The 19931-nt window shown below is 55.4% G+C and carries 16 protein-coding genes; 8 read left to right on the forward strand and 8 right to left on the reverse strand.

All coding sequences use genetic code 11. The annotated features are described in order from the left end of the window. The 3 genes from nifJ to HMPREF0178_RS01565 all read left to right on the forward strand — a co-directional run. Positions 1-3362: pyruvate:ferredoxin (flavodoxin) oxidoreductase (gene nifJ / locus HMPREF0178_RS01555; RefSeq protein ID WP_009378457.1), on the forward strand; the 3362-nt coding region annotated here is incomplete at its 5' end. Positions 3363-3514: 152 nt separating this feature from the next. Further along, positions 3515-5632 carry a phosphate acetyltransferase gene (pta, locus tag HMPREF0178_RS01560; RefSeq protein ID WP_009378459.1) on the forward strand — a complete coding sequence of 706 codons (2118 nt, stop codon included), beginning with the start codon at positions 3515-3517 and terminating at the stop codon, positions 5630-5632. Positions 5633-5754: 122 nt separating this feature from the next. Then, positions 5755-6972: an acetate kinase gene (locus HMPREF0178_RS01565; protein ID WP_009378461.1), complete on the forward strand. Its 1218-nt coding sequence runs from the start codon at positions 5755-5757 to the stop codon at positions 6970-6972. Between the two features lie 115 nt (positions 6973-7087). Here the strand turns inward: HMPREF0178_RS01565 and miaA are convergent, their stop codons facing one another. The 4 genes from miaA to HMPREF0178_RS01585 all read right to left on the reverse strand — a co-directional run bounded on the left by miaA (position 7088) and on the right by HMPREF0178_RS01585 (position 10868). Further along, positions 7088-8002: a tRNA (adenosine(37)-N6)-dimethylallyltransferase MiaA gene (miaA, locus tag HMPREF0178_RS01570; RefSeq protein ID WP_009378463.1), complete on the reverse strand. Its 915-nt coding sequence runs from the start codon at positions 8000-8002 to the stop codon at positions 7088-7090. Then, complete coding sequence (gene coaD, locus HMPREF0178_RS01575) at positions 7999-8595, reverse strand: pantetheine-phosphate adenylyltransferase (protein WP_039958453.1); 597 nt, start codon at positions 8593-8595, stop codon at positions 7999-8001. The genes miaA and coaD overlap by 4 nt, the downstream gene beginning before the upstream one ends. Beyond that, positions 8574-9140, reverse strand: a complete 567-nt coding sequence (rsmD, locus tag HMPREF0178_RS01580; protein WP_009378469.1) for a 16S rRNA (guanine(966)-N(2))-methyltransferase RsmD — start codon at positions 9138-9140, stop codon at positions 8574-8576. The genes coaD and rsmD overlap by 22 nt, the downstream gene beginning before the upstream one ends. A 108-nt stretch (positions 9141-9248) precedes the next feature. After that, positions 9249-10868, reverse strand: a complete 1620-nt coding sequence (locus HMPREF0178_RS01585; RefSeq protein ID WP_009378471.1) for an MBL fold metallo-hydrolase RNA specificity domain-containing protein — start codon at positions 10866-10868, stop codon at positions 9249-9251. A gap of 233 nt (positions 10869-11101) precedes the next feature. On the opposite strand from HMPREF0178_RS01585, the gene HMPREF0178_RS01590 reads away from it, so the two are divergent. The 3 genes from HMPREF0178_RS01590 to HMPREF0178_RS01600 all read left to right on the forward strand — a co-directional run bounded on the left by HMPREF0178_RS01590 (position 11102) and on the right by HMPREF0178_RS01600 (position 12997). After that, a complete protein-coding gene (locus tag HMPREF0178_RS01590; protein WP_009378473.1) occupies positions 11102-11752 on the forward strand; it encodes a TIGR00730 family Rossman fold protein in 651 nt (216 codons plus the stop codon). Positions 11753-11889: 137 nt separating this feature from the next. After that, on the forward strand, positions 11890-12321 hold the full coding sequence (gene tadA / locus HMPREF0178_RS01595) for a tRNA adenosine(34) deaminase TadA (RefSeq protein WP_009378475.1): 432 nt from the start codon (positions 11890-11892) through the stop codon (positions 12319-12321). Between the two features lie 121 nt (positions 12322-12442). Beyond that, a complete protein-coding gene (locus tag HMPREF0178_RS01600; RefSeq protein WP_009378477.1) occupies positions 12443-12997 on the forward strand; it encodes an NADPH-dependent FMN reductase in 555 nt (184 codons plus the stop codon). A gap of 70 nt (positions 12998-13067) precedes the next feature. On the opposite strand, the gene nifS is transcribed toward HMPREF0178_RS01600, so the two are convergent. The 3 genes from nifS to HMPREF0178_RS01615 form a co-directional block, all read right to left on the reverse strand. Then, complete coding sequence (nifS, locus tag HMPREF0178_RS01605) at positions 13068-14228, reverse strand: cysteine desulfurase NifS (protein WP_005027001.1); 1161 nt, start codon at positions 14226-14228, stop codon at positions 13068-13070. Continuing rightward, complete coding sequence (gene nifU, locus HMPREF0178_RS01610; protein ID WP_009378479.1) at positions 14225-15073, reverse strand: Fe-S cluster assembly protein NifU; 849 nt, start codon at positions 15071-15073, stop codon at positions 14225-14227. Before nifU ends, nifS begins: the two co-directional genes overlap by 4 nt. Positions 15074-15466: 393 nt before the next feature. Further along, entirely contained in the window at positions 15467-16450 is a 984-nt protein-coding gene (locus tag HMPREF0178_RS01615) for an NADPH:quinone reductase (protein ID WP_009378481.1), read from the reverse strand. Between the two features lie 409 nt (positions 16451-16859). Between HMPREF0178_RS01615 and HMPREF0178_RS01620 the strand changes: the two genes are divergently transcribed. Next, positions 16860-17153: a hypothetical protein gene (locus HMPREF0178_RS01620; protein ID WP_009378482.1), complete on the forward strand. Its 294-nt coding sequence runs from the start codon at positions 16860-16862 to the stop codon at positions 17151-17153. Positions 17154-17243: 90 nt separating this feature from the next. On the opposite strand, the gene HMPREF0178_RS01625 is transcribed toward HMPREF0178_RS01620, so the two are convergent. Next, positions 17244-18962 (reverse strand): amidohydrolase, encoded by a 1719-nt coding sequence (locus tag HMPREF0178_RS01625; protein WP_009378483.1) that lies wholly within the window; start codon positions 18960-18962, stop codon positions 17244-17246. A gap of 666 nt (positions 18963-19628) precedes the next feature. On the opposite strand from HMPREF0178_RS01625, the gene HMPREF0178_RS21840 reads away from it, so the two are divergent. Beyond that, positions 19629-19931, forward strand: a 303-nt coding sequence (locus HMPREF0178_RS21840) for a hypothetical protein (protein ID WP_009378485.1), incomplete at its 3' end; no start/stop codon positions are given.

Raw genomic sequence — 19931 nt, forward strand, 5'->3', positions numbered from 1 at the left:
CCATGACCAGCACGTTTACGGCTTCTCAGGGCCTCCTGCTGATGATCCCCAACATGTACAAAATCGCCGGTGAACTGCTTCCCACCGTATTTCACGTTTCCGCCCGTGCCCTTTCCACGCACGCGCTGAGCATCTTCGGCGACCAGCAGGACGTGATGGCCGCGCGCCAGACCGGTTTTGCTTTCCTTTGTGCCAGCTCCGTCCAGGAATGCATGGACATCGCTCTGGTTGCCCATCTGGCCACCATCGAATCCAGCGTCCCCTTCTGCCATTTCTTCGACGGTTTCCGCACCTCCCATGAAATCCAGAAGATCGAAGTCATCGACTATGAAGACATCCGCAAGGTCGTCAATTGGGACAAGGTGAACGAATTCCGGCAGAACGCCATGAATCCGGAACACCCCCATCAGCGCGGCACGGCCCAGAACCCCGACATCTACTTCCAGAACACCGAACGCCGGAACCTCTTCTATGATGCGGTCCCGAACGTCGTTGTCGAAGCGATGAAAAAGGTCGAGGGCATCACCGGCCGCAAATACCGTCCCTTCGACTACGTGGGCCATCCGGAAGCCGACCGCATTGTTGTGGCCATGGGCTCCGCCTGCGAAACCATCGAGGAAGTCGTCAACCTGCTGAACGCCCAGGGCCAGCGCGTCGGCCTCGTGAAGGTCCGCCTGTTCCGTCCCTTCTCCACCGAACATCTTCTGCAGGTCATCCCTTCCACGGTGAAGACCATCACCGTCCTCGATCGTACCAAGGAACCCGGCTGCCTCGGCGAGCCGCTGTACCTCGACGTTTGCGCCGCCTTCATGGAAAAGGGCAAGACGCCGGAAATCCTCGGCGGCCGCTACGGTCTGGGTTCCAAGGAATTCACGCCCGCCATGGCTGAAGCCGTTTTCGCCAACATGACCACCGTCGGCCCCAAGAACCACTTCTCCGTGGGCATCACCGACGACGTGAGCTACACCAGCCTTGAAGTTGGCGCCGACATCGACACCGTGGCTCCCGGCACTGTACAGTGCAAGTTCTTCGGCCTCGGCGCCGACGGCACCGTGGGCGCGAACAAGCAGGCCATCAAGATCATCGGGGACAACACCGATCTCTACGCTCAGGCCTACTTCGCTTACGACTCCAAGAAGTCCGGCGGCTTTACGGTATCCCACCTGCGCTTCGGCAAGTCTCCCATCCACTCTACCTACTTGGTGAACCAGGCCGACTACATTGCCTGCCACAAGTCCGCGTACGTACACCAGTACGACGTGCTCGAAGGCATCAAGGAAGGCGGCGTGTTCGTGCTGAACTCCGAATGGAACACCGTTGAAGACCTCAGCCGTGAACTGCCCGCTGCCATGAAGCGCACCCTCGCCCGCAAGAACATCAAGTTCTACAACGTGGACGCGGTGAAGGTCGCCATGGAAATCGGCCTTGGCGGACGCATCAACATGATCATGCAGACCGCGTTCTTCAAGCTCGCCGAGGTGATCCCCTTCGAGCAGGCCGTCGCGCTGCTGAAGGACTCCATCAAGAAGACCTACGGCCGCAAGGGCGATAAGGTCGTGAACATGAACCTCGCCGCCGTGGACAACGCCATTGCCGCGCTGACCGAAATCAAGATTCCGGCCGAGTGGGCTGAGGCTGTTGACGAACACAAGGCTGAAGCCTGCTCCTGCGGTTGCGGCTGCGGCCACAATCACGAACCGGCCTACATCACGGACGTGGTCCGTCCGATCCTCGCCCAGCAGGGTGACAAGCTGCCCGTGTCCGCCTTTGAGCCCGACGGCCTTGTTCCGCTCGGCACCACCGCTTATGAAAAGCGCGGTGTGGCGGTGAACATTCCCGAATGGATTTCCGAAAACTGCATCCAGTGCTGCCAGTGTTCCTTCGTTTGCCCGCACGCGGCCATCCGCCCTGTTCTGGCTACCGAAGAAGAACTTTCCTGCGCTCCGGATACGTTTGTCACCAAGGACGCCATCGGCAAGGAACTCAAGGGCCTCAAGTTCCGCATTCAGGTGTATGCTGAAGACTGCCTCGGCTGCGGCTCCTGCGCCGAAGTCTGCCCGGCCAAGACCAAGGCTCTGGTCATGAAGCCCCTGCATACCCAGATTGAAGCTCAGGTCGCCAACTTGAAGTTCGCCACCGAATGCGTGGAACCGAAGGACAACCTGGTTGCCCGCGATTCGCTCAAGGGTTCTCAGCTCCAACAGCCTCTGCTTGAATTCTCCGGTGCGTGTGCCGGTTGTGGCGAAACCCCCTACGTGAAGCTGATCACCCAGCTTTTCGGCGAACGGATGCTTATCGCCAACGCCACCGGCTGCTCCTCCATCTGGGGTGGTTCCGCTCCCACCGTGCCTTACACCACCAACAAGGATGGTCACGGCCCGGCTTGGGGCAGCTCCCTCTTTGAAGATGCCGCCGAATACGGTTTCGGTATGTTCAGCGCCGTCAAGCATCGTCGCGAAAAGCTCGCCGATATCGTTGCGGAAGCGGCCAAGCTGCCCGGCCTGCCCGAAGGATTGGTCGACGCTCTCAACGGCTGGCTGGAAAACAAGGAAGACGCCGAAGGTTCCAAGAAGTTCGGTGAAGAAATCCTTGCGGCGCTGTCCGACGCCCCGGAACATGAACTGTTCGAGCAGATTTGGGATATGAACGACCTGCTCACCAAGAAGTCCGTGTGGGTCTTCGGTGGTGACGGTTGGGCCTATGACATCGGCTACGGCGGCCTGGACCATGTCCTCGCTTCCGGCGAAGACATCAACGTGCTCGTTATGGACACCGAAGTGTACTCCAACACCGGCGGTCAGGCTTCCAAGTCCACCCCGCTCGGCTCCGTCGCCAAGTTTGCCGCCGCCGGCAAGCGTACCGGCAAGAAGGATCTGGGCCGTATGGCCATGACCTACGGGTACGTGTATGTGGCTTCCATCTCCATGGGCGCCAACAAGCAGCAGACCCTCAAGGCACTGAAGGAAGCCGAAGCCTATAAGGGACCGTCCCTTATCATCGCGTACGCCCCCTGCATCAACCAAGGCATCCGCAAGGGCATGGGCAAGAGCATGGAAGAAGGCAAGCTGGCCGTCGACAGCGGTTACTGGCCTCTGTACCGCTTCAACCCCGAATTGGCCGAACAGGGCAAAGCGCCCCTGACTCTGGAGTCCAAGGCTCCCGACGGAACGCTGCGTGACTTCCTGGCCGGTGAAAACCGTTACGCCCAGCTGAAGAGCATCGCGCCTCAAGATTCCGAACGTCTCCAGAACGACCTGGAAAAGGCGTATAACGATCGTTATCAGCTGTTGAAGTACATGGCGGCGTTCTCTGGTTCTGCCGAACAGCCGAAGGCCGCTGAAGAACCCAAGGTAACGGAATAACACTCTCTCCCGGGAACCGGTTCTGCCGGTTCCCGGTTTTGACTCTGTCGGCGGAGTGCCTTTTGACAGAAAGGGGCACTCCGTCTATTATTATGTGGATTTTACTGCTTTGCGGAACAAACTGTAATCCTTACATCCCGGAGTACCTCTTTATGGCCCATTCTCTTTATATCACTGGTACGGAAGGCTCGAGTGGGAAAACCGTAGTCACCTTGGGGCTGATGCATTTCTTGCAGTCTCAAGTGCGCAAGGTCGCCTTCTTTCGTCCTATCATCGACAGCGAGGACGAAGCCCGGCGCGACTCCAGCATCAATCTGATCCTCAAGCATTTTGAGCTGGATATGCTGTATAGGGACACCTACGCGTGTACCTATAAGGAAGCGCTCGAACTGGTGACTTCGGGGAATATGTCCCTGTTGATCGAAAAGATTTTTCAGAAGTACAAAGCCCTTGAAAACGAGTATGATTTCGTTTTGTGCCAGGGCACGGATTTCCGGGACAAGGACACGGCCGTCCAGTTCGAGCTGAACTCCGAGATCGCCGCCAGCCTCAATATTCCGCTCGCGCTCGTCATCAACGGCAAGGATAAATCCTTGGACGCCATCCAGGCCTCCGTCAGAAGTAACCTGGAATTGCTGAAGGACAAGCGGCGCGAAGTGGGCTGCGTGTTCGTCAACCGCGTATCGTTCACCACCGAAGACTGCCCCACCTGTGCGAGTACGATCATTGAAGGCTCCGGAGCTTTCACTCCGCTGTTCTTCATCAGCGAAACCCCCGCCCTGTGCAATCCGAGCGTCGGTGAAGTTCAGAAATGGATGAACGCCGATGTGCTTTTCGGCAAGGAAGGCCTGAACAACCTTGTTCACGACTACCTTATCGCGGCTATGCAGGTCGGCAATTTCATGAACTACCTTGAGCAGGATCTGCTGATCGTCACCCCCGGGGACCGTTCCGACATCATCCTCGCCAGCCTGACCTCGCACCTTTCGTCCACCTATCCCAACATCGCGGGCATCCTCCTCACCGGCGGCATCGATTTGCCCGAGAGTATGCAGAAGCTCATGGAAGGCTGGACGGGCATCCCTGTTCCCATCCTTTCCGTGAAGGGCGCCACCTATGATACGTGTCAGGAACTGCTGAAGCTGCACGGAAAGATTTCCCCCGAAGACTATCGGAAGATCTCCGTGGCGCTTGACGCCTTCTCCGAAGGCGTGGACAAGGAAACCCTCGTCAACAAGATTTTCAACTTCCGCTCTGATCGCGTTACCCCGATGATGTTCGAGTTCAACCTCGCGGAGCAGGCTCAGAAGCATCGTATGCGCATCGTCCTGCCCGAAGGGGAGGAGCTGCGGATTCTGCGCGCCGCCGAGTCCCTGTGCGAGCGTGGGATTGCGGATATCATCCTGCTTGGCGATACCGACGCCATCCAGGAGAAGATCAAGAAGTTTGGCCTCAAGCTGCAGGATGCCACGATTATCCAGCCTACAGCCTCCCCGCGTTTCAACGCCTATGCCCAGCAGTATTACGAAATGCGCAAGAGCAAAGGCCTTACGCTGGAACAGGCGCAGGAGCGTATGCAGGACTCGACCTACTTCGGCACGATGATGGTTCAGATCGGCGACGCCGACGGCATGGTTTCCGGCGCTGTGAACACCACGGCCCACACCATCCGTCCCGCCTTTGAAATCATCAAGACGAAGCCGGATACCTCCATCGTTTCGAGCGTGTTCTTCATGTGCCTCAAGGATCGCATCCTTGTGTTCGGCGACTGCGCGGTCAATCCTAACCCCACAGCCAGCCAGCTTGCGGACATCGCCATCAGCTCGGCGCATACCGCCCGTGTCTTCGGCGTCGAACCTCGCGTCGCCATGCTGTCCTACTCCACCGGTTCTTCCGGCAAGGGCGAAGCCGTTGACGAAGTCATCGAAGCGACCAAACTTGCGCATGAACGGGCTCCCGAGCTCCTCCTTGATGGCCCCATCCAGTATGACGCGGCCATCGATCCCGAAGTGGCCCGAACGAAGGCTCCCACCAGCCCCGTCGCCGGCCACGCCTCCGTGTTCATCTTCCCGGACCTGAATACCGGGAACAATACGTATAAGGCCGTCCAGCGCGCCGCCAATGCGCTTGCCATCGGCCCCGTCCTGCAGGGCCTCAACAAGCCCGTGAACGATTTGTCCCGCGGTTGCACCGTGCCGGACATCATCAACACGGTCATGATCACGGCTATCCAGGCTCAGGCTGAAAAGGGTTTAATCACCCTTAAGTAAGGCACTCTTGGAGGATCCGGATCCACCTCTTTCGTACTGCTGTCTTTTTGCGGAAGATGCCGGATCCTTCATCTTTTTATTGTCACAAGATTCTTCAACTTTTTTAATCAGCTGGTAGAACAATGAAAATTCTGGTCATCAACGCGGGTTCTTCTTCTTGTAAATACCAATTGTTCAATATGGACGACCAATCCGTTCTGTGCTCCGGTGTCGTCGAACGTATCGGGCAGCCTATGGGCAAACTGAGCCATAAGATTGCTCCCGGTAGCGACAAGGAAGAGAAAATCGTTGTCGAGCGTCCCTTCCCCACGCACGTTGAAGGGATGGAAGACGTCATTTCCTTGCTTCTGGACTCCGAAAAGGGCGTTATCCAGGACAAGTCGGAAATCTCGGCAATCGGGCACCGCGTGCTGCATGGCGGCGAAGCGATCACCGATCCCGTGCTTATCGACGACAAGGTAAAAGAAATCATCCGCGACTGCTTCCCCCTTGGCCCGCTGCACAACCCGGCCAACCTGATGGGCATCGACGTTGCGGAAAAGCTCTTCCCCGGCGTTCCCAACGTGGGCGTTTTCGATACCGAATTCGGCATGACCCTGGCTCCCGAAGCGTATCTGTATCCCCTGCCCTACTCGTTGTATGAAGAGCTGCGCATCCGCCGCTATGGCTTCCACGGCACCTCCCATAAATACATCGCAAAAGCGACGGCGGCCTTCCTCGGCAAGCCCCTCTCGGAACTGAACTCCATCACGATGCATCTCGGAAACGGCTCCTCCATGAGCGCCGTTCAGAACGGCAAGTGCATCGATACTTCGATGGGCCTGACGCCTCTTGAGGGCCTGATGATGGGTACGCGCTGCGGTTCCATCGACCCCGCCATTGTTCCCTTCATGATGGAAAAGAAGGGAATGACGCCTCAGGAAGCCGATACTGTCCTGAACAAGCAGTCCGGCCTGCTCGGCATCTGCGGCACCAGCGATATGCGCGATGTACATGCGAACATCGAAAAGGGTGACGAAAAGGCCGCCCTCGCGTTCAAGATGCTGACCCGCAGCATCAAGAAAGTGCTCGGCTCCTACTTCTTCCTGCTTGGCAATGTTGACTCCATCGTGTTCACCGCCGGTATCGGCGAAAATGATGAATTCGTCCGCGAAGCCGTCTGCGAAGGCCTCGAGCCTTTCGGCATCAAGGTGGACAAAAAGGAAAACCATACCCGCAAGCCCGGGGCCCGCGTCATCAGCACACCTGACAGCCGCATCCCCGTCCTCATCATTCCCACCAATGAGGAACTGGAGATCGCTACGACCACGATGCGCATCGTGGAAGAAAGCCAGAAGTAAAGTTTTCTCCTGAAAAGACTAGAGCCGTCCTCCCCTGTATGGGAAGGACGGCTCTTTTATGTGATTCGAGCCAAGGACAGACATTTTTGAGGGTGTCCCCTGTCTGTTCGTGTCACTAAACCTTTTTCTGCTGATGCCACTCACTGACGAGAGTGAGGATCTCTTTGCCTTCATTCGGGGCGAACCATTGGATCCGGCTATCCGCATTGAACCACGTCAGTTGCCGTTTCGCATATGCCCGCGTGTTTTTGATCCACAGCTCCCGTGCGGCATCCAACGACAAGACGCCCGAAAGATAAAAATGAAGTTCCCGGCATCCGATACCGGACCATCCCGGCAGCGTCCCGTCGGGGAATACAGCATACTCGGAACGGGCTTCCTCAAGCGCGCCTGTCTCAAGCATCAAGTCGATGCGGCGCGCCAACAGAGGCGTCAACGTATCAAGCGGAAGGCGCAAGCCTATACGCAGCACATCCGCATCCCGCGGGGGCGGCGTTTGGCTGTGCCACCATGAAAAGGTTTTCCCTGTGGCCTCATAGACGCAAAGGGCCCTCACAATGCGCTGCCGATCGTTCTCATGGATACGGGCGGCGTATGCCGGATCGATTTCCCCCAGCTTCCGATGCAGCGCCAACGAACCTTCGATGCGGCACGCTTCCGTCAGTCTCGTGAGGATATCATCCGGTATGGGCGGAATATCCACAATGCCGTCAAAAAAGGCCCGGAGATACAATCCCGTTCCTCCCACAAATACAGGGAATGCCGTATGTTCGATATGCTCCAGGGCCTTTTCCCCCCAAGCCCCGGCGGAAAAACGGGCGTCCGTTTTCAAAAAACCGTAAAGGCGATGCGGGAGCGCGGACTGTTCCGTCTGAGAGGGTTGAGCCGTGATGATCGGAAAAGCTTCAAAAACCTGACGCGAATCCGCATTGATGATCTCTCCGTTGAACTGCCCGGCAAGGCGCAAAGCGATCGCGGATTTTCCAACGCCCGTAGGGCCGACAAGACAGACAACGCGTGGTTTCGTCATTTATCAGTATCCCTGTCGAGTGACGCTTCCAGTTCCTGTAAGCGCGCAAGCTCCGAGAGTGCCGGTACGGGCGGCAGCGATACGGGTTCGATCTCTCCGTGCGTGAACCCAAAGCGCTCGCGCAAGCAGCTGAGAACATGATCAGGGACAAGCCCGCGCACATCTCCGCCCAAACTTGCGACGGTCTTGACGATGGTTGAACTGATATACAGCCAGCGGTAATCGGAAATCAGAAACAGCGTCTCAATATCCGGGCGCAGCTTGCGGTTCATGAGCGCAATCTGAAATTCGTATTCAAAGTCTGAAACGGCCCGAAGCCCTCGAAGCACAGTATGGACATTCCGGCGTGCAACATACTCCACAAGCAACCCTTGAAACGGCTCAACGGAAATATTCGGCTCTTTGGCGAAAACTTTCTCCGCCATGGCCACGCGCTCTTCAAGGGAAAACAGGGGCGATTTTCCCGTATCGGCGGCTACCGCGACGATGATGTTGTCGAACATGCGCAATCCTCGCCGGATGATGTTCGCGTGTCCGTTCGTCAGGGGATCAAACGTTCCGGGATAGATCGCTACTCGTTTGTCTTGTGCCATAAGATGATCCGGGTTTGTCCGTAATTTCGATCGATTTCCAATTCAAGTTCCTCATGGACCGCTGCGGCGTCAAAACGTAGCAGGCCTTCAATCTCGGCAAGCAAATAGCCGTCGGGTGCGAGCCAGCCGCCCTTCATAATGACCTTGAGCGTAGGGACCAGCCGATTTTCACCATACGGCGGATCGGCAAAGATGACATCGTACGGCTGATACGCCCTGCCCCGCAGAAAACGCAGGACATCGCTCTCCGCCACACGGCACCGATCCGACACATCCAGCGCTTCCACATTCTGGTTCAAGCATTGCACGACTTTCGGCTCGCGCTCGACAAGGCAAACCTCTTGTGCTCCCCGGCTGAGGGCTTCAAAGCTCAGGCTTCCGCTTCCGGCAAACAAATCCAGAACGCGCAAACCGCTCCATACAACGCCCCGCGAGGAAAGCATGGAAAAAATGGCTTCTCGGACTTTGGCCGTAGCCGGACGATACCCCGGCCCTTCAACCGTCTTCAGATTCCGGCCTCCAAGGGCACCGGCAATGATTCGCATGAAAACTCCAGTAGGAAACGGTCGGTTTGTCACCAACGTTGAAGTGAACGGATTCTATTCAATCAAAAACGGAGAAAAAGAGGCCCATTGCGGGCCCCTCTTCTTCACTTACAGCTGAGTCAGGACGGACAGCAATTCCTTATTGAGCTCAAGGATACGATCCCGAATATCAACCTGTTCATCCCAAGGCCGTTCCCCAGCCTTTTCAAGGCGCGTACGGAGCTTGGAAAGCTTGCCTTCCGTTTCTTCAAGCAGCAAGTCCCAGTCCACATGCGCATAGCTCTTCGGTTGGGCCGTAACGACCACTTCGGGAGTAGCACCCGCCGCAAGAGCCATTTCTTCCAAATAGCCGGGAGCATACACTGAAAGATGGAACTGGTCTTTGATAAGGCCGGAAAGGATCTGCTGTGCTTTCTCTTCGCCATGCACCAGCACGACCTGCATACCGGGATGCGCCATTTTCCGGATCCAATCCAAAATCTGGCTCTGCCCGGCGTGCGCGGAAAACCCGCCAATCGTAAAAACTTTGGCCTTGATGGCGACATCTTCATTGAAAAGCCGGATGGAGCTTGCGCCATCGACGATCTTACGGCCCGGCGTGCCGACGCCCTGATACCCGACAAAGACGATGCTGGCCGTGGGACGCCATGCGTTGTGCCGGAGGTGGTGCTGGATGCGCCCGGCATTGCACATTCCGCTTGCGGAAATGATGATCGCCGGCCCTTTCATCACATTCAACGCCTGGGACTCCAAAGCGCTCAAGGTAAATTTCAGGTTGGGCAGCAATGCGGACATGTTCCCTGACAGGTCGATCTCGGGCGTGTCCAAATAGTCCTTGAATTCTTTAAAGACTTCCGTTGCGCGGATCGCCAGAGGGCTGTCAACGAATATGGGCATGTCATCCGGGAGCTTCCCCTTCTGCCGCAGCAGGTACAGGCAGTACAAAATCTCCTGCGTGCGCCCCACGGCAAAGGCGGGAATGATGACCTTGTCATGATTATTGTAGCTATAGGCGATGGCTTCCGCCAGTTCGTCAAATGTCGCTTCTTCGTTCTTATGATTACGATCGCCGTACGTGCTCTCAATGAACAGATAATCCGCCTGGCTGGCGACGACCGGATCATGCATCAGGAGCGTACCCGGACGCCCCAAATCCCCAGAGAAGACGACACGGGTCGTTTTGCCGTCTTCCGTTACGGTCAGCTCCAAGAAAGCGGAGCCGAGGATATGGCCGGCGTCCTTATAGGTGACGGCAATGCCCGGGTGGGGTTCGAAGGTTTTGTTGTATTCCACCAAACGGAATTGGTCCGGGACTTTGCGGGCGTCTTCAACCGTGTACAGCGGTACGATCTCTTTGCTTTTGCCGTTTTGTCCGGTGTGCCGCTTTTGCTTCTTTTGCCTCCATTCAGCTTCCATTTCCTGAATATGCGCGCTGTCCTCAAGCATCAGCCCGGCAAGGGCCGCTGTCGGAGGCGTGCAGTAAATGGAGCCTTTGAACCCCTCATGCACAATGCGGGGCAAGAGGCCGGAATGATCGATATGAGCGTGTGTCAAAAGGATAAAATCAATATTTCCTGATTGGTAGATATCGGTATCGAAGTTACGGGCCTCGATCTCGGAGTTCCCCTGATGCATACCGCAGTCCACGGTAAAACGAATCCCGCAAGCCTCAATGAGATAGCAAGAACCGGTGACCGTCTGCGCCGCACCGAGAAAATGAACTTTCATAGAACCTCCTGATGCAGAGTAAATTCCCAAACAGGGTCCCATACTACCTGTAACCGGTATCCCATGACAAGAAAAACTATGCACTCCCATAAGCCGGAATTATTCTCATCATACCGCCATGATATGAAGAAAAAAATTACGCGCCCTCCTCGCGCGTACGGTTTCTCTTGGAGCGCTTGCGCCATTATGCACACCGGGCTATAGTCCCTTTCATACCTTAAAAGGAGCTATCTATGAGCCAATCCCCGATAGACATGCTATCTATCCGCGAATCATGGCGAATGTTTAGGATTCTCGCTGAAATTGTCGATGGGTTTGAAACGCTCAGCGATCTTGGTCCTTGCGTGTCCATTTTCGGTTCCGCCCGGGTCAAGCCCGAGAACCCGTTGTATGCCGAGGGCGAGACCATCGCCAAGTTGCTGGTCGAGTCGGGTTATGGCGTCATCACCGGCGGCGGTCCCGGCCTCATGGAAGCGGGCAACAAGGGAGCTACCGAGGCCGGAGGAACGTCCGTCGGCCTGCATATCCAGCTTCCCCACGAACAAGAATGCAATAAGTATGTAAAAATACGCAGTGATTACCGCTACTTCTTCCTGCGCAAGCTCATGTTTGTAAAGTATGCGCTCGCGTATGTCGTCATGCCCGGCGGCATGGGCACCATTGACGAACTCTCCGAAGCGTTTGTGCTCGCGCAAACCAAACGTATCCGTCCTCTTCCCATTATCCTGTACCAGAGTACCTTCTGGAACGGCTTCCTCGACTGGGTCCGCAGCACAATGGTTTCCGGGGGCTACATAAGGGCTTCCGAGGTGGACGATCTCATCACGGTCTGTGACACGCCCGAACAGGTCGTTCAGCAGATTCGCAGGCGGGTCATCCTGTAATGACGTCATCCAATAGGCCGCCCTCCGGATCGGAGTATCCTTGGGCGGCCTTTTCCGAGACAGTCTGCGAACCCCGCGCCTATACGGCATGGGGCCCCGTCCCTCCCCCTCCTTCCGGCTGGTCGTGGGAGGGGTTGATGCTCCAAGCGATTGCGAAAGCACGGCAAGCGCCCCAGCAAGGCGAAGTCCCCGTAGGGGCGCTCATCGTCGATCCGGCAGGGACGATCCTTGCCGTCGAGCACAATCAGCCCATTACCCTGTCCGATCCGTCAGCCCATGCCGAAATCATGGCCATGCGTTCAGCCGGAGCCGTTTTGGGCAATTACCGCCTCGAAGGCTGCATTCTCGTCGTTACGCTTGAACCTTGTCTGATGTGTACGGGCGCCATCGTTCATGCCCGCCTTGCCGGTGTCGTCTATGGGGCTGCGGACAACAAAGCCGGAGCAGTGGAATCGTGCTTCAACGGGCTGGATCTGCCTTTCCACAACCATCGTGTATGGCATATGGGAGGTATCGCCGCACCGGAATGTGCATCCTTACTGCAAAATTTTTTTCAAAAAAGCAGATAACGCCGTTTCTTTATTCCCATTCAGTTTTTTTGACAGATTGTGTATCACCCTCTCTTGTGATTTGCCTTTCTCATGGACAAACGGCGTTTACCGCGCTAATTTCAAAGGAGGAGGAATACGTATGAATCCTACTCTCAATATTCTCGGCATCTCCGGAAGCCTGCGCGCCCAGTCCCGCAATACGGGGCTCCTTCGGTTCGCCAAGCAATGCCTTCCCCCCACGGTGAACTTCCAAATCGCCGATCTCGCCGATGTTCCTTTTTACAATGCCGATCATTGTGATTCCAAACCTGAATCAGTACAAACGCTGATCCGGCAGGTGACCGAAGCCGATGCCCTCGTGCTGGCTTGTCCCGAGTACAACTACTCCATCGCCCCGGCCCTGAAAAACGCTCTTGACTGGGTATCACGCGAACCGGACTGTGCGCCTTTCAACGGAAAACCGGTAGCCATCATGGGAGCCGGCGGCGGCATGGGGACATCGCGCGCGCAGTATCATTTGCGGCAGGTCTGCGTTTATTTGAACCTCCGCCCAGTGAACAAACCGGAAGTCTTTTCCAACGCCTTCTCCGCCTCTTTCAACGAATCTGGAGATCTCATTGATCCCTCCTTGCAGCAGCAGGTCACGGCACTCATGAACGCCCTGCTCGCTTGGCATAGCCAGCTCACCAAGTAATGCCGCCGCAACAGTAACAAAAAAGGCACCCGGATGAGGTGCCTTTTCTTTTTCTGCCAAAGGGATTTGGCTATTTCATTGCCCTAAAGGGAGAAATCGCACGCAGCTGCTCAATGATGGGCGGCAGATTTTTAAGGACGTAATCGATTTCAGTGTCCGTCGTATACCGGGACAGCGAGAAACGGATGGAGCCATGCGCGAAGGTGAAGGGAACGCCCATAGCGCGCAGCACATGCGAAGGTTCAAGACTGCCGGAGGTGCAGGCCGAACCGGAACTCGCACAGATGCCGAGCTGATCCATGAGCAACAGGATCGCCTCGCCTTCAACATACTGAAACGCGATATTGGACGTGTTCGGCAGACGGTTCTCCACATCTCCATTCACGATGGCATCGGGAATAGCCGCCAGAAGGCCTTTTTCCAGCTTATCGCGGAGGGCGGGCACTCTCGTGTTTTCATCCGTCATGTGGTTCATGGCCAACTCACATGCGGTTCCGAGGCCTACGATGTACGGCGCGTTTTCCGTACCGGCGCGACGCCCCCGCTCCTGATGCCCGCCGCGAAGGAACGGGATGAACCGCGTTCCCTTGCGGACATACAGCACGCCGATCCCCTTGGGAGCGTGGAGCTTGTGCCCGGAAAGCGCCAAAAAGTCCACCGGCATCTTGGCCAGATCAATAGGAAGCTTGCCGGCGGCCTGTACGGCGTCGGTATGGAACAGGATACCCCGCTCCTTCACCATTTCGGCGATCTTCTGAATCGGGAAAACGGTACCGGTCTCATTGTTGGCGAACATGATGGAGACAATGGCCGTATCTTTGCGCATGGCTTCCGAAAGTTCGTCCAGATCCAGGCGCCCCTTGGAGTCCACGCCCAGATACGTCAGTTCATATCCCTTCTGTTCCAGATGCTGTCCGAGGGCGATAAGCGCCGAATGCTCAACACGGGTCGTGATGACGTGTTTTTTTTCAGGCTGCGCCTGCAAAGCAGACATCACGGCAGTGGAATCGCTTTCCGTGCCGCAAGAGGTGAACACGATCTCTTCAGGCTGCGCACCAAGCATCGCCGCAACCTTTTCCCGTGCATCCTGAATGCTCTTGCCCACCTGCCCACCGAACGTGTGCATACTCGAGGCATTGCCATATTTTTCCGTAAAAAACGGAATCATGCTTTCAAAAACTTCCGGCGCTACGCTGGTCGTGGCGTTGTTATCGAGATAGATGACGCTCATGCCTTCACCTCTTCAACCACAATTTCCGGTTCCACCTGTTCACGGAGGATCTTCTCAACCAGATCCTTCAACGTCACCGTGCGGGAACTGCAGTTCGAGCACAGGCCGCGCAAGGCGACAACGACCCGATGGCCATCGACATCCACCAATTCGATATCGCCGCCATCCGCAGCGAGACGCGGACGGACTTCATCCTGGAGGACCTGCATGACCTTTTGCATACGCTGCACATTGGTCATTATGGACTTCGGAGCGGGATTAAATTCCTTCAGCTTCGGCTTGCCCAATTCCTCATCAAGAATATCCTGAATGGTATCAAGGCATTCTCCGCAACCACCGCCAGCCTTGGTGTAGTTTGTAACCTCTTCCACCGTCTTGAGGTTGTTTTCCTCAATGGCACGGCGGATCTGAACATCGGTCACACCAAAACACTTGCAGACCAGCTTGCCTTCATGCTCATGCTGCTTCTCGGCGGGTTCGCCGCGCCAGTTACGCAGAGCCGCTTCCAAGGCTTCCTGTCCCATGACGGAACAATGCATCTTTTCGCGGGGCAATCCACCAAGGTATGTCGCAATATCCTTATTGGTCACCTTGGCCGCTTCTTCCACCGTCTTGCCCTTGATCATTTCAGTCAACGCGGAGCTCGACGCAATAGCGCTGGCACAGCCAAACGTCTGGAAGGAGGCATCTTCGATGATGCCTTCGTCGTTTATCTTCAAGAAAAGCTTTAAGGCATCGCCGCAAGCAAGGCTTCCCACCTCGCCAATGGCGTTGGCATCAGCAAGTTCACCCGCATTACGCGGCTTCAGGAAATGCTCCCGAACGGTATCCGTGTATTCCCACATATGCTGTCCTCCAAAAAAGCTGGTCACCAATCCGGGGTGCAACCGGAGTCACGCCCGGAGAGCATAACGATTCGTTAAAGGGACTTCTCTCGACCAAATACCATATAAGCCCTAACCTCCATAATGGAAGGGGGAGCAAGGTATTTTCTTGTCATCCGTTCTACTCGGAAATCTATGCACCGCTTCACTGGGCAGGTCAAGCTGACATCACATAGAGATATGCATGCGTATCCATGTATCATATATGAATATTATTGAATCAACCCCTCTATTCGTTTTAAAGAATAAGCTCTCCCAAATCACAGGAACGGACGTTCCCTTCACAAAAAGGCCGTGAACCTCGTCAGGGAGGAATCACGACCAACAAACCTTGCTTCGCACTATGGTGTAGCCTTACTCAATGCGCAGGAGCATCTTGCCCGGCTTGCCGCCTCGCGCAATGATGTCCTCATGTGCCTGAACCGCCTTTTCAAGAGGCAGTATATCGCCGAGAACAGGACGCAAGGCACCACTCCGCAACGCGGCCGCAACCGCGGCTTCCGCCATGCGCGCTTCTTCCGGGGCGCTATGCCAGATGGCCATCCCCATCACCACGGATTCCTTGGCCATGAGCAGACGCGGCGTCATCTCAAGGCTGCCCCGGCTGCCTATGATGACAATACGCCCATGCTTGGCTATCTTCCGCATGTCATTTTCCAGATTCTTATCCGCAAGCATTTCGAGAATCACATCCGGCCCCACTCCATCCGTAAGCGCGGTCAGCGTATCCAGATAGCCCGGTTGCGTGTGATCCAATACGATATGCGCTCCGATGCTGCGGACAAGTTCCATAGAGGCAGGGCTCCCTGCGGTACCGATTACGAACGCTCCACATGCACGCGCCAGCTGTACGGCGACGGTCCCCACACCTCCGCTCGCGCCGTGTATGAGGATGCGTTCTGCGGGCTTAAGGCCTGCACATTGAAAAAGAGCCCTATACGCGGCCATACCGGGAAATCCCACCGCCGCACCTTGCTCAAGCGTAACGACATCGGGCAGGAGATGAACAGCCTCCGCATCACAGACAACCTTCTCAGCATAAGTCCCCGTATTTCGTCGCGCCGTAAGAGCCGTCACAAAAACCCTATCACCGGGTTTAGTGCCTTGCACATCCTCGCCCACCTTGTCCACAACTCCCGCGCCATCAAATCCGGGGGTATAGGGCAATGTGGGTTTGAAGAAGGCATACTGGCCCGTTCTGATATAGGCTTCAGCAGGATTGACCCCCGCCGCATACAGCCGAACACGGATCTGCCCATGTTCCGGTTCTGGTTCCGGAATGTCCGTAAGGCGCAAAACCTCCGGGCCGCCAAATGCCGTCATGACAATAGCGCGCATAACAATACTCCCTCAGTCTGTAAGCTACATGGGTATTTCCGTCGCCCCAATCATTGTTACCTGAAGCCTGTACCTCTGAGGCTTCTTTATTAAGATGCCTCCTGTTGCAAGTATATGATTTCCCCCAAAGCATACTAAGGGCTATCCTTCATATTCAAAAATCCCAATCATACTTCTCGCGCCATTCTTGTCCTGCGCTATATGGCATAGGAACACATTGTTCATAATAAGTCCATCTTAGACCTTGCGCTCCCGATACCTCGCTGTTATTTTAGGGTAACTTTCAGTCGTAGATATGTATTTTCTATGGCGGGCCACCACAGCAGCGAGATGAAGAGCCCAACGGCGAACGTCTTACATTCATGATGGTGGTCCATTGCGATGAGGCTGATTACAACAGGAGCACAGCATGGCAAGTACGGAATCCGGTCGTCAGATGTACCCTTCGTTTAAAGAAGCCCACGAGGCCTTTGTGGCGGAATACACAGCCCTGTATCAGGGATTTCCCAAATATCTCGAAGATCTTGTGATAGGTTTCGGCTGGGGGGAAGACGCCTCGGGGCAACGGTGGTTCATTATTTCGGCCAATCCGCAAGGTTTGCAACACTTGACCTATCCTGAACTCGTGAGCTGGGATTTCGAAGGTTTTACCGACATCCCAGAGCTTATCCAGCACGCGCATTTGGATAATATCAGCTTCTAAGTTGCCTATGCTGCATATTTCGACGCAATATGATGCATAGACAAAAGGCCCGCCAAAAGCGGGCCTTTTTAAGTATCAGACGACGGCGCATCAAGCGCGCTTGTAAACTGTATTACCGCCCACGATAGTTTCTTCCACCATGATGTCCTTCAACTTGACCGGATCCACCTTGGTGGGGTCCTTGTCCAAGATGACCATATCGGCCAGCTTGCCCTTTTCCAGAGAACCGATCTTATCCTCGAGCCGCTGCATATAGGCACCGTTAATGGTTACGCCGCGCAGGGCTTCCATAACGTCGATGCGCTGATCAGGGCCAAGAACCTTACCCGAGGACGTGAGACGATTGACTGCCGAAAAGACGTCCATGAGCGGACTGATGGGCGTCACGGGCGTATCGTTATGCAAGGCGAAAGTAATCTTATGATCCAGTGCCGCCTTCAACGGGCTGATATGGGCCGCACGCTCAGGACCGGCCACCATGTCGCGGTGGATATCGCCCCAGAACCATGTGTGGGTCACGAAATAGGAAGGTACAAAGCCCTTTTCGGCAATGGCCACCACCTGATCAGGACGACAGAACTGACAGTGATTGAGGATATGGCGATGGTCCTTACGCGGATTCTTTTCCAAAGCGGCGCTGTACGCGTCAATCATGTCCTGAATGGCTTGGTCGCCATTGGTATGTGTGGTGATCTGCCAGCCCGCGTCGTGGAGTTTCTGGACCAGCGCAAACAATTCTTCCTGCGAATTGAATACCGGAAAACCGCGAAAATCTGCCGGTTTACCGGGCAGCTGCTTGAAGTAGGGCTTGGAGAACCATGCCGTATACCCCTGCGGGCTACCATCGGCAAAAAGCTTGGCCGGTCCAAGGAACACCTTGCCGGCCTTATCCAGCTGCGCACCCTGCCGCTTTTCGCCATAGCTTTCTATCAACTTGGCATTACGCCCGTTGGGCCAGATGACCACACGGATGCCCAGATCACCGTTTTCGCTGGCCTTGAGGAAAAAGTCATCCACTGTGGGGCTACCGCCATTGTTGGCCGTCGTAATCCCCGCAGCGGCGTAGATCATATTGTCACGACGCACGGCCTCTTCATATTGTGCGGCCGTAGGCTTGGGACGGATGGCCGAAACAGGCGCCTGGGCCGCCGGACCTTCCAATACCCCATCCAGCTTTCCGTCCGGGCCGCGACGGAATTTACCGCCTTCAGGATTCGGCGTCTCTTCCGTAATGCCGGCCAACTCCAGAGCCTTGCTGTTCGCCACGCCTAAATGCCCGGATACATGCTTCACAAAAATGGGATGCTCAGTGGACACCGCATCCAGATCAGCACGGGTTGGATGCCGTTGTTCCTTAATCGCTAAGTCGTTATAGTTATAGCCGACGATCCATTCGCCCTTTTTCGTCTGGGCTGCACGTTCCTTCAGCAGGCTCTGCATATCCGCAATCGACTCAGCACGCCCAAGAGGAGGCACGTTGAGATTGACCATCGTCAACTCATTGAAAGCCCCTGATGGGAAATGGCTGTGCCCGTCGATCATACCGGGGATAAGCGCCTTGCCCTTAAGATCCACTACAGTGGCGCCCGAACCGGCAGCGGCCATGACATCAGCCTTTTTGCCCACAGCCAGAATCGTTTCACCCTTCACCGCGATGGCTTCTGCGATGTCGTTGTTCTTGTTCATGGTGAAAATGGGGCCGCCCACATAAACACGCACCGAATCCTTGGCAAAAGCTGTCAATGCCGGTGAAACCATGAGAGAAAACGAAACAGCAGCCGCACCTTTTAGAAACGTTCTACGGATCATGGATACCTCACAGGGGGGTAAAAAAGGAGGAGGGAAGGGAATCCTGCCATGTTTTTGACCCTACTTGCTCTTTTTTTCACTGTCAATGCATTTCTGCATTACATTTTTTAGTTGTACTTATGTTATAGTTAATGACTATCTGAATTATAATCTCTTTCGTTTTATTATCGCCGCGTGCTTATTCCTGCCTTATAATGAATGTAGATAAAGTTACTTTTTTCTCAATAGTTACAGTATAGTTATCATCAATTATTTATCAAAAAAGGAACAACATATAATGGAAGACTCACCATGTTAGAGATCAACGTTCTACACCGCACAGCCGTACAAAGTCGGGGATGCAAAGCTGTTACGGTTACCCATTTGACTACGTTCCCTTGAAACTTGAGAAATCTAGCATACTATTTTAACGAAAGACTGCTAACGGTGCGGGTCACCGATACGGGCACAGAACTCAACCCTGAACAGCTGCACAAACTGTTCAAGCCCTTTTCTCAGGCCGGCTCTTCCGTACCCACCAATTTGGACTGCTCATCTGCAAGGAACTGGTGGAACTCATGGGCAGCTGCTGAGGTTGCGAGCTTGCACGAGGTCGTGTATTTTGACGGAAAACGAATACGGAAAACGAATCTGGCATCGTGACGACGCAGGAAGCCGCTCTGTCGTATGCATTTCAACTCTGTGTCGGTCAAATACATAATCCGAATGAAACGGAGCCTCGCCACACTGTGCCTCGTTGCCTGTATCGCCTTCTCCTCTCCGGCGGCACGGGCGCAAGCATCAGACGCCACGGAAGCCGTCCGGGAGGCCATAAACGACCTTCTGGACGACTTCGACGGATTCAAGGACTCGGAGATATTCCGGCGGTGTGTCTATGGATGCGGCAGCGAGAATCCGGGCAGCGAATGGCGCGACAGGATCAAAACGCTCCAGCGGCAGGCCATGCGGCGTGAGTACGTCCCGACCCAA

The organism is Bilophila sp. 4_1_30, assembly GCF_000224655.1.
GTDB classification, from domain to species: Bacteria; Desulfobacterota; Desulfovibrionia; order Desulfovibrionales; family Desulfovibrionaceae; genus Bilophila; species Bilophila wadsworthia.

Excerpts from the sequence above, each read along its gene's own strand:
- nifS (WP_005027001.1), bottom strand. The coding sequence starts at position 14,228 with ATGAGCGTCATCTATCTCGATAACAACGCCACGACCAGCGTAGCGCCG.
- HMPREF0178_RS01620 (WP_009378482.1), top strand. The coding sequence starts at position 16,860 with ATGGCAAGTACGGAATCCGGTCGTCAGATGTACCCTTCGTTTAAAGAA.
- nifU (WP_009378479.1), bottom strand. The coding sequence starts at position 15,073 with ATGTGGGAATACACGGATACCGTTCGGGAGCATTTCCTGAAGCCGCGT.
- coaD (WP_039958453.1), bottom strand. The coding sequence starts at position 8,595 with ATGGCACAAGACAAACGAGTAGCGATCTATCCCGGAACGTTTGATCCC.
- HMPREF0178_RS01615 (WP_009378481.1), bottom strand. The coding sequence starts at position 16,450 with ATGCGCGCTATTGTCATGACGGCATTTGGCGGCCCGGAGGTTTTGCGC.
- rsmD (WP_009378469.1), bottom strand. The coding sequence starts at position 9,140 with ATGCGAATCATTGCCGGTGCCCTTGGAGGCCGGAATCTGAAGACGGTT.
- tadA (WP_009378475.1), top strand. The coding sequence starts at position 11,890 with ATGCTCCAAGCGATTGCGAAAGCACGGCAAGCGCCCCAGCAAGGCGAA.
- HMPREF0178_RS01585 (WP_009378471.1), bottom strand. The coding sequence starts at position 10,868 with ATGAAAGTTCATTTTCTCGGTGCGGCGCAGACGGTCACCGGTTCTTGC.
- HMPREF0178_RS01565 (WP_009378461.1), top strand. The coding sequence starts at position 5,755 with ATGAAAATTCTGGTCATCAACGCGGGTTCTTCTTCTTGTAAATACCAA.
- miaA (WP_009378463.1), bottom strand. The coding sequence starts at position 8,002 with ATGACGAAACCACGCGTTGTCTGTCTTGTCGGCCCTACGGGCGTTGGA.
- HMPREF0178_RS01600 (WP_009378477.1), top strand. The coding sequence starts at position 12,443 with ATGAATCCTACTCTCAATATTCTCGGCATCTCCGGAAGCCTGCGCGCC.
- HMPREF0178_RS01625 (WP_009378483.1), bottom strand. The coding sequence starts at position 18,962 with ATGATCCGTAGAACGTTTCTAAAAGGTGCGGCTGCTGTTTCGTTTTCT.
- pta (WP_009378459.1), top strand. The coding sequence starts at position 3,515 with ATGGCCCATTCTCTTTATATCACTGGTACGGAAGGCTCGAGTGGGAAA.
- HMPREF0178_RS01590 (WP_009378473.1), top strand. The coding sequence starts at position 11,102 with ATGAGCCAATCCCCGATAGACATGCTATCTATCCGCGAATCATGGCGA.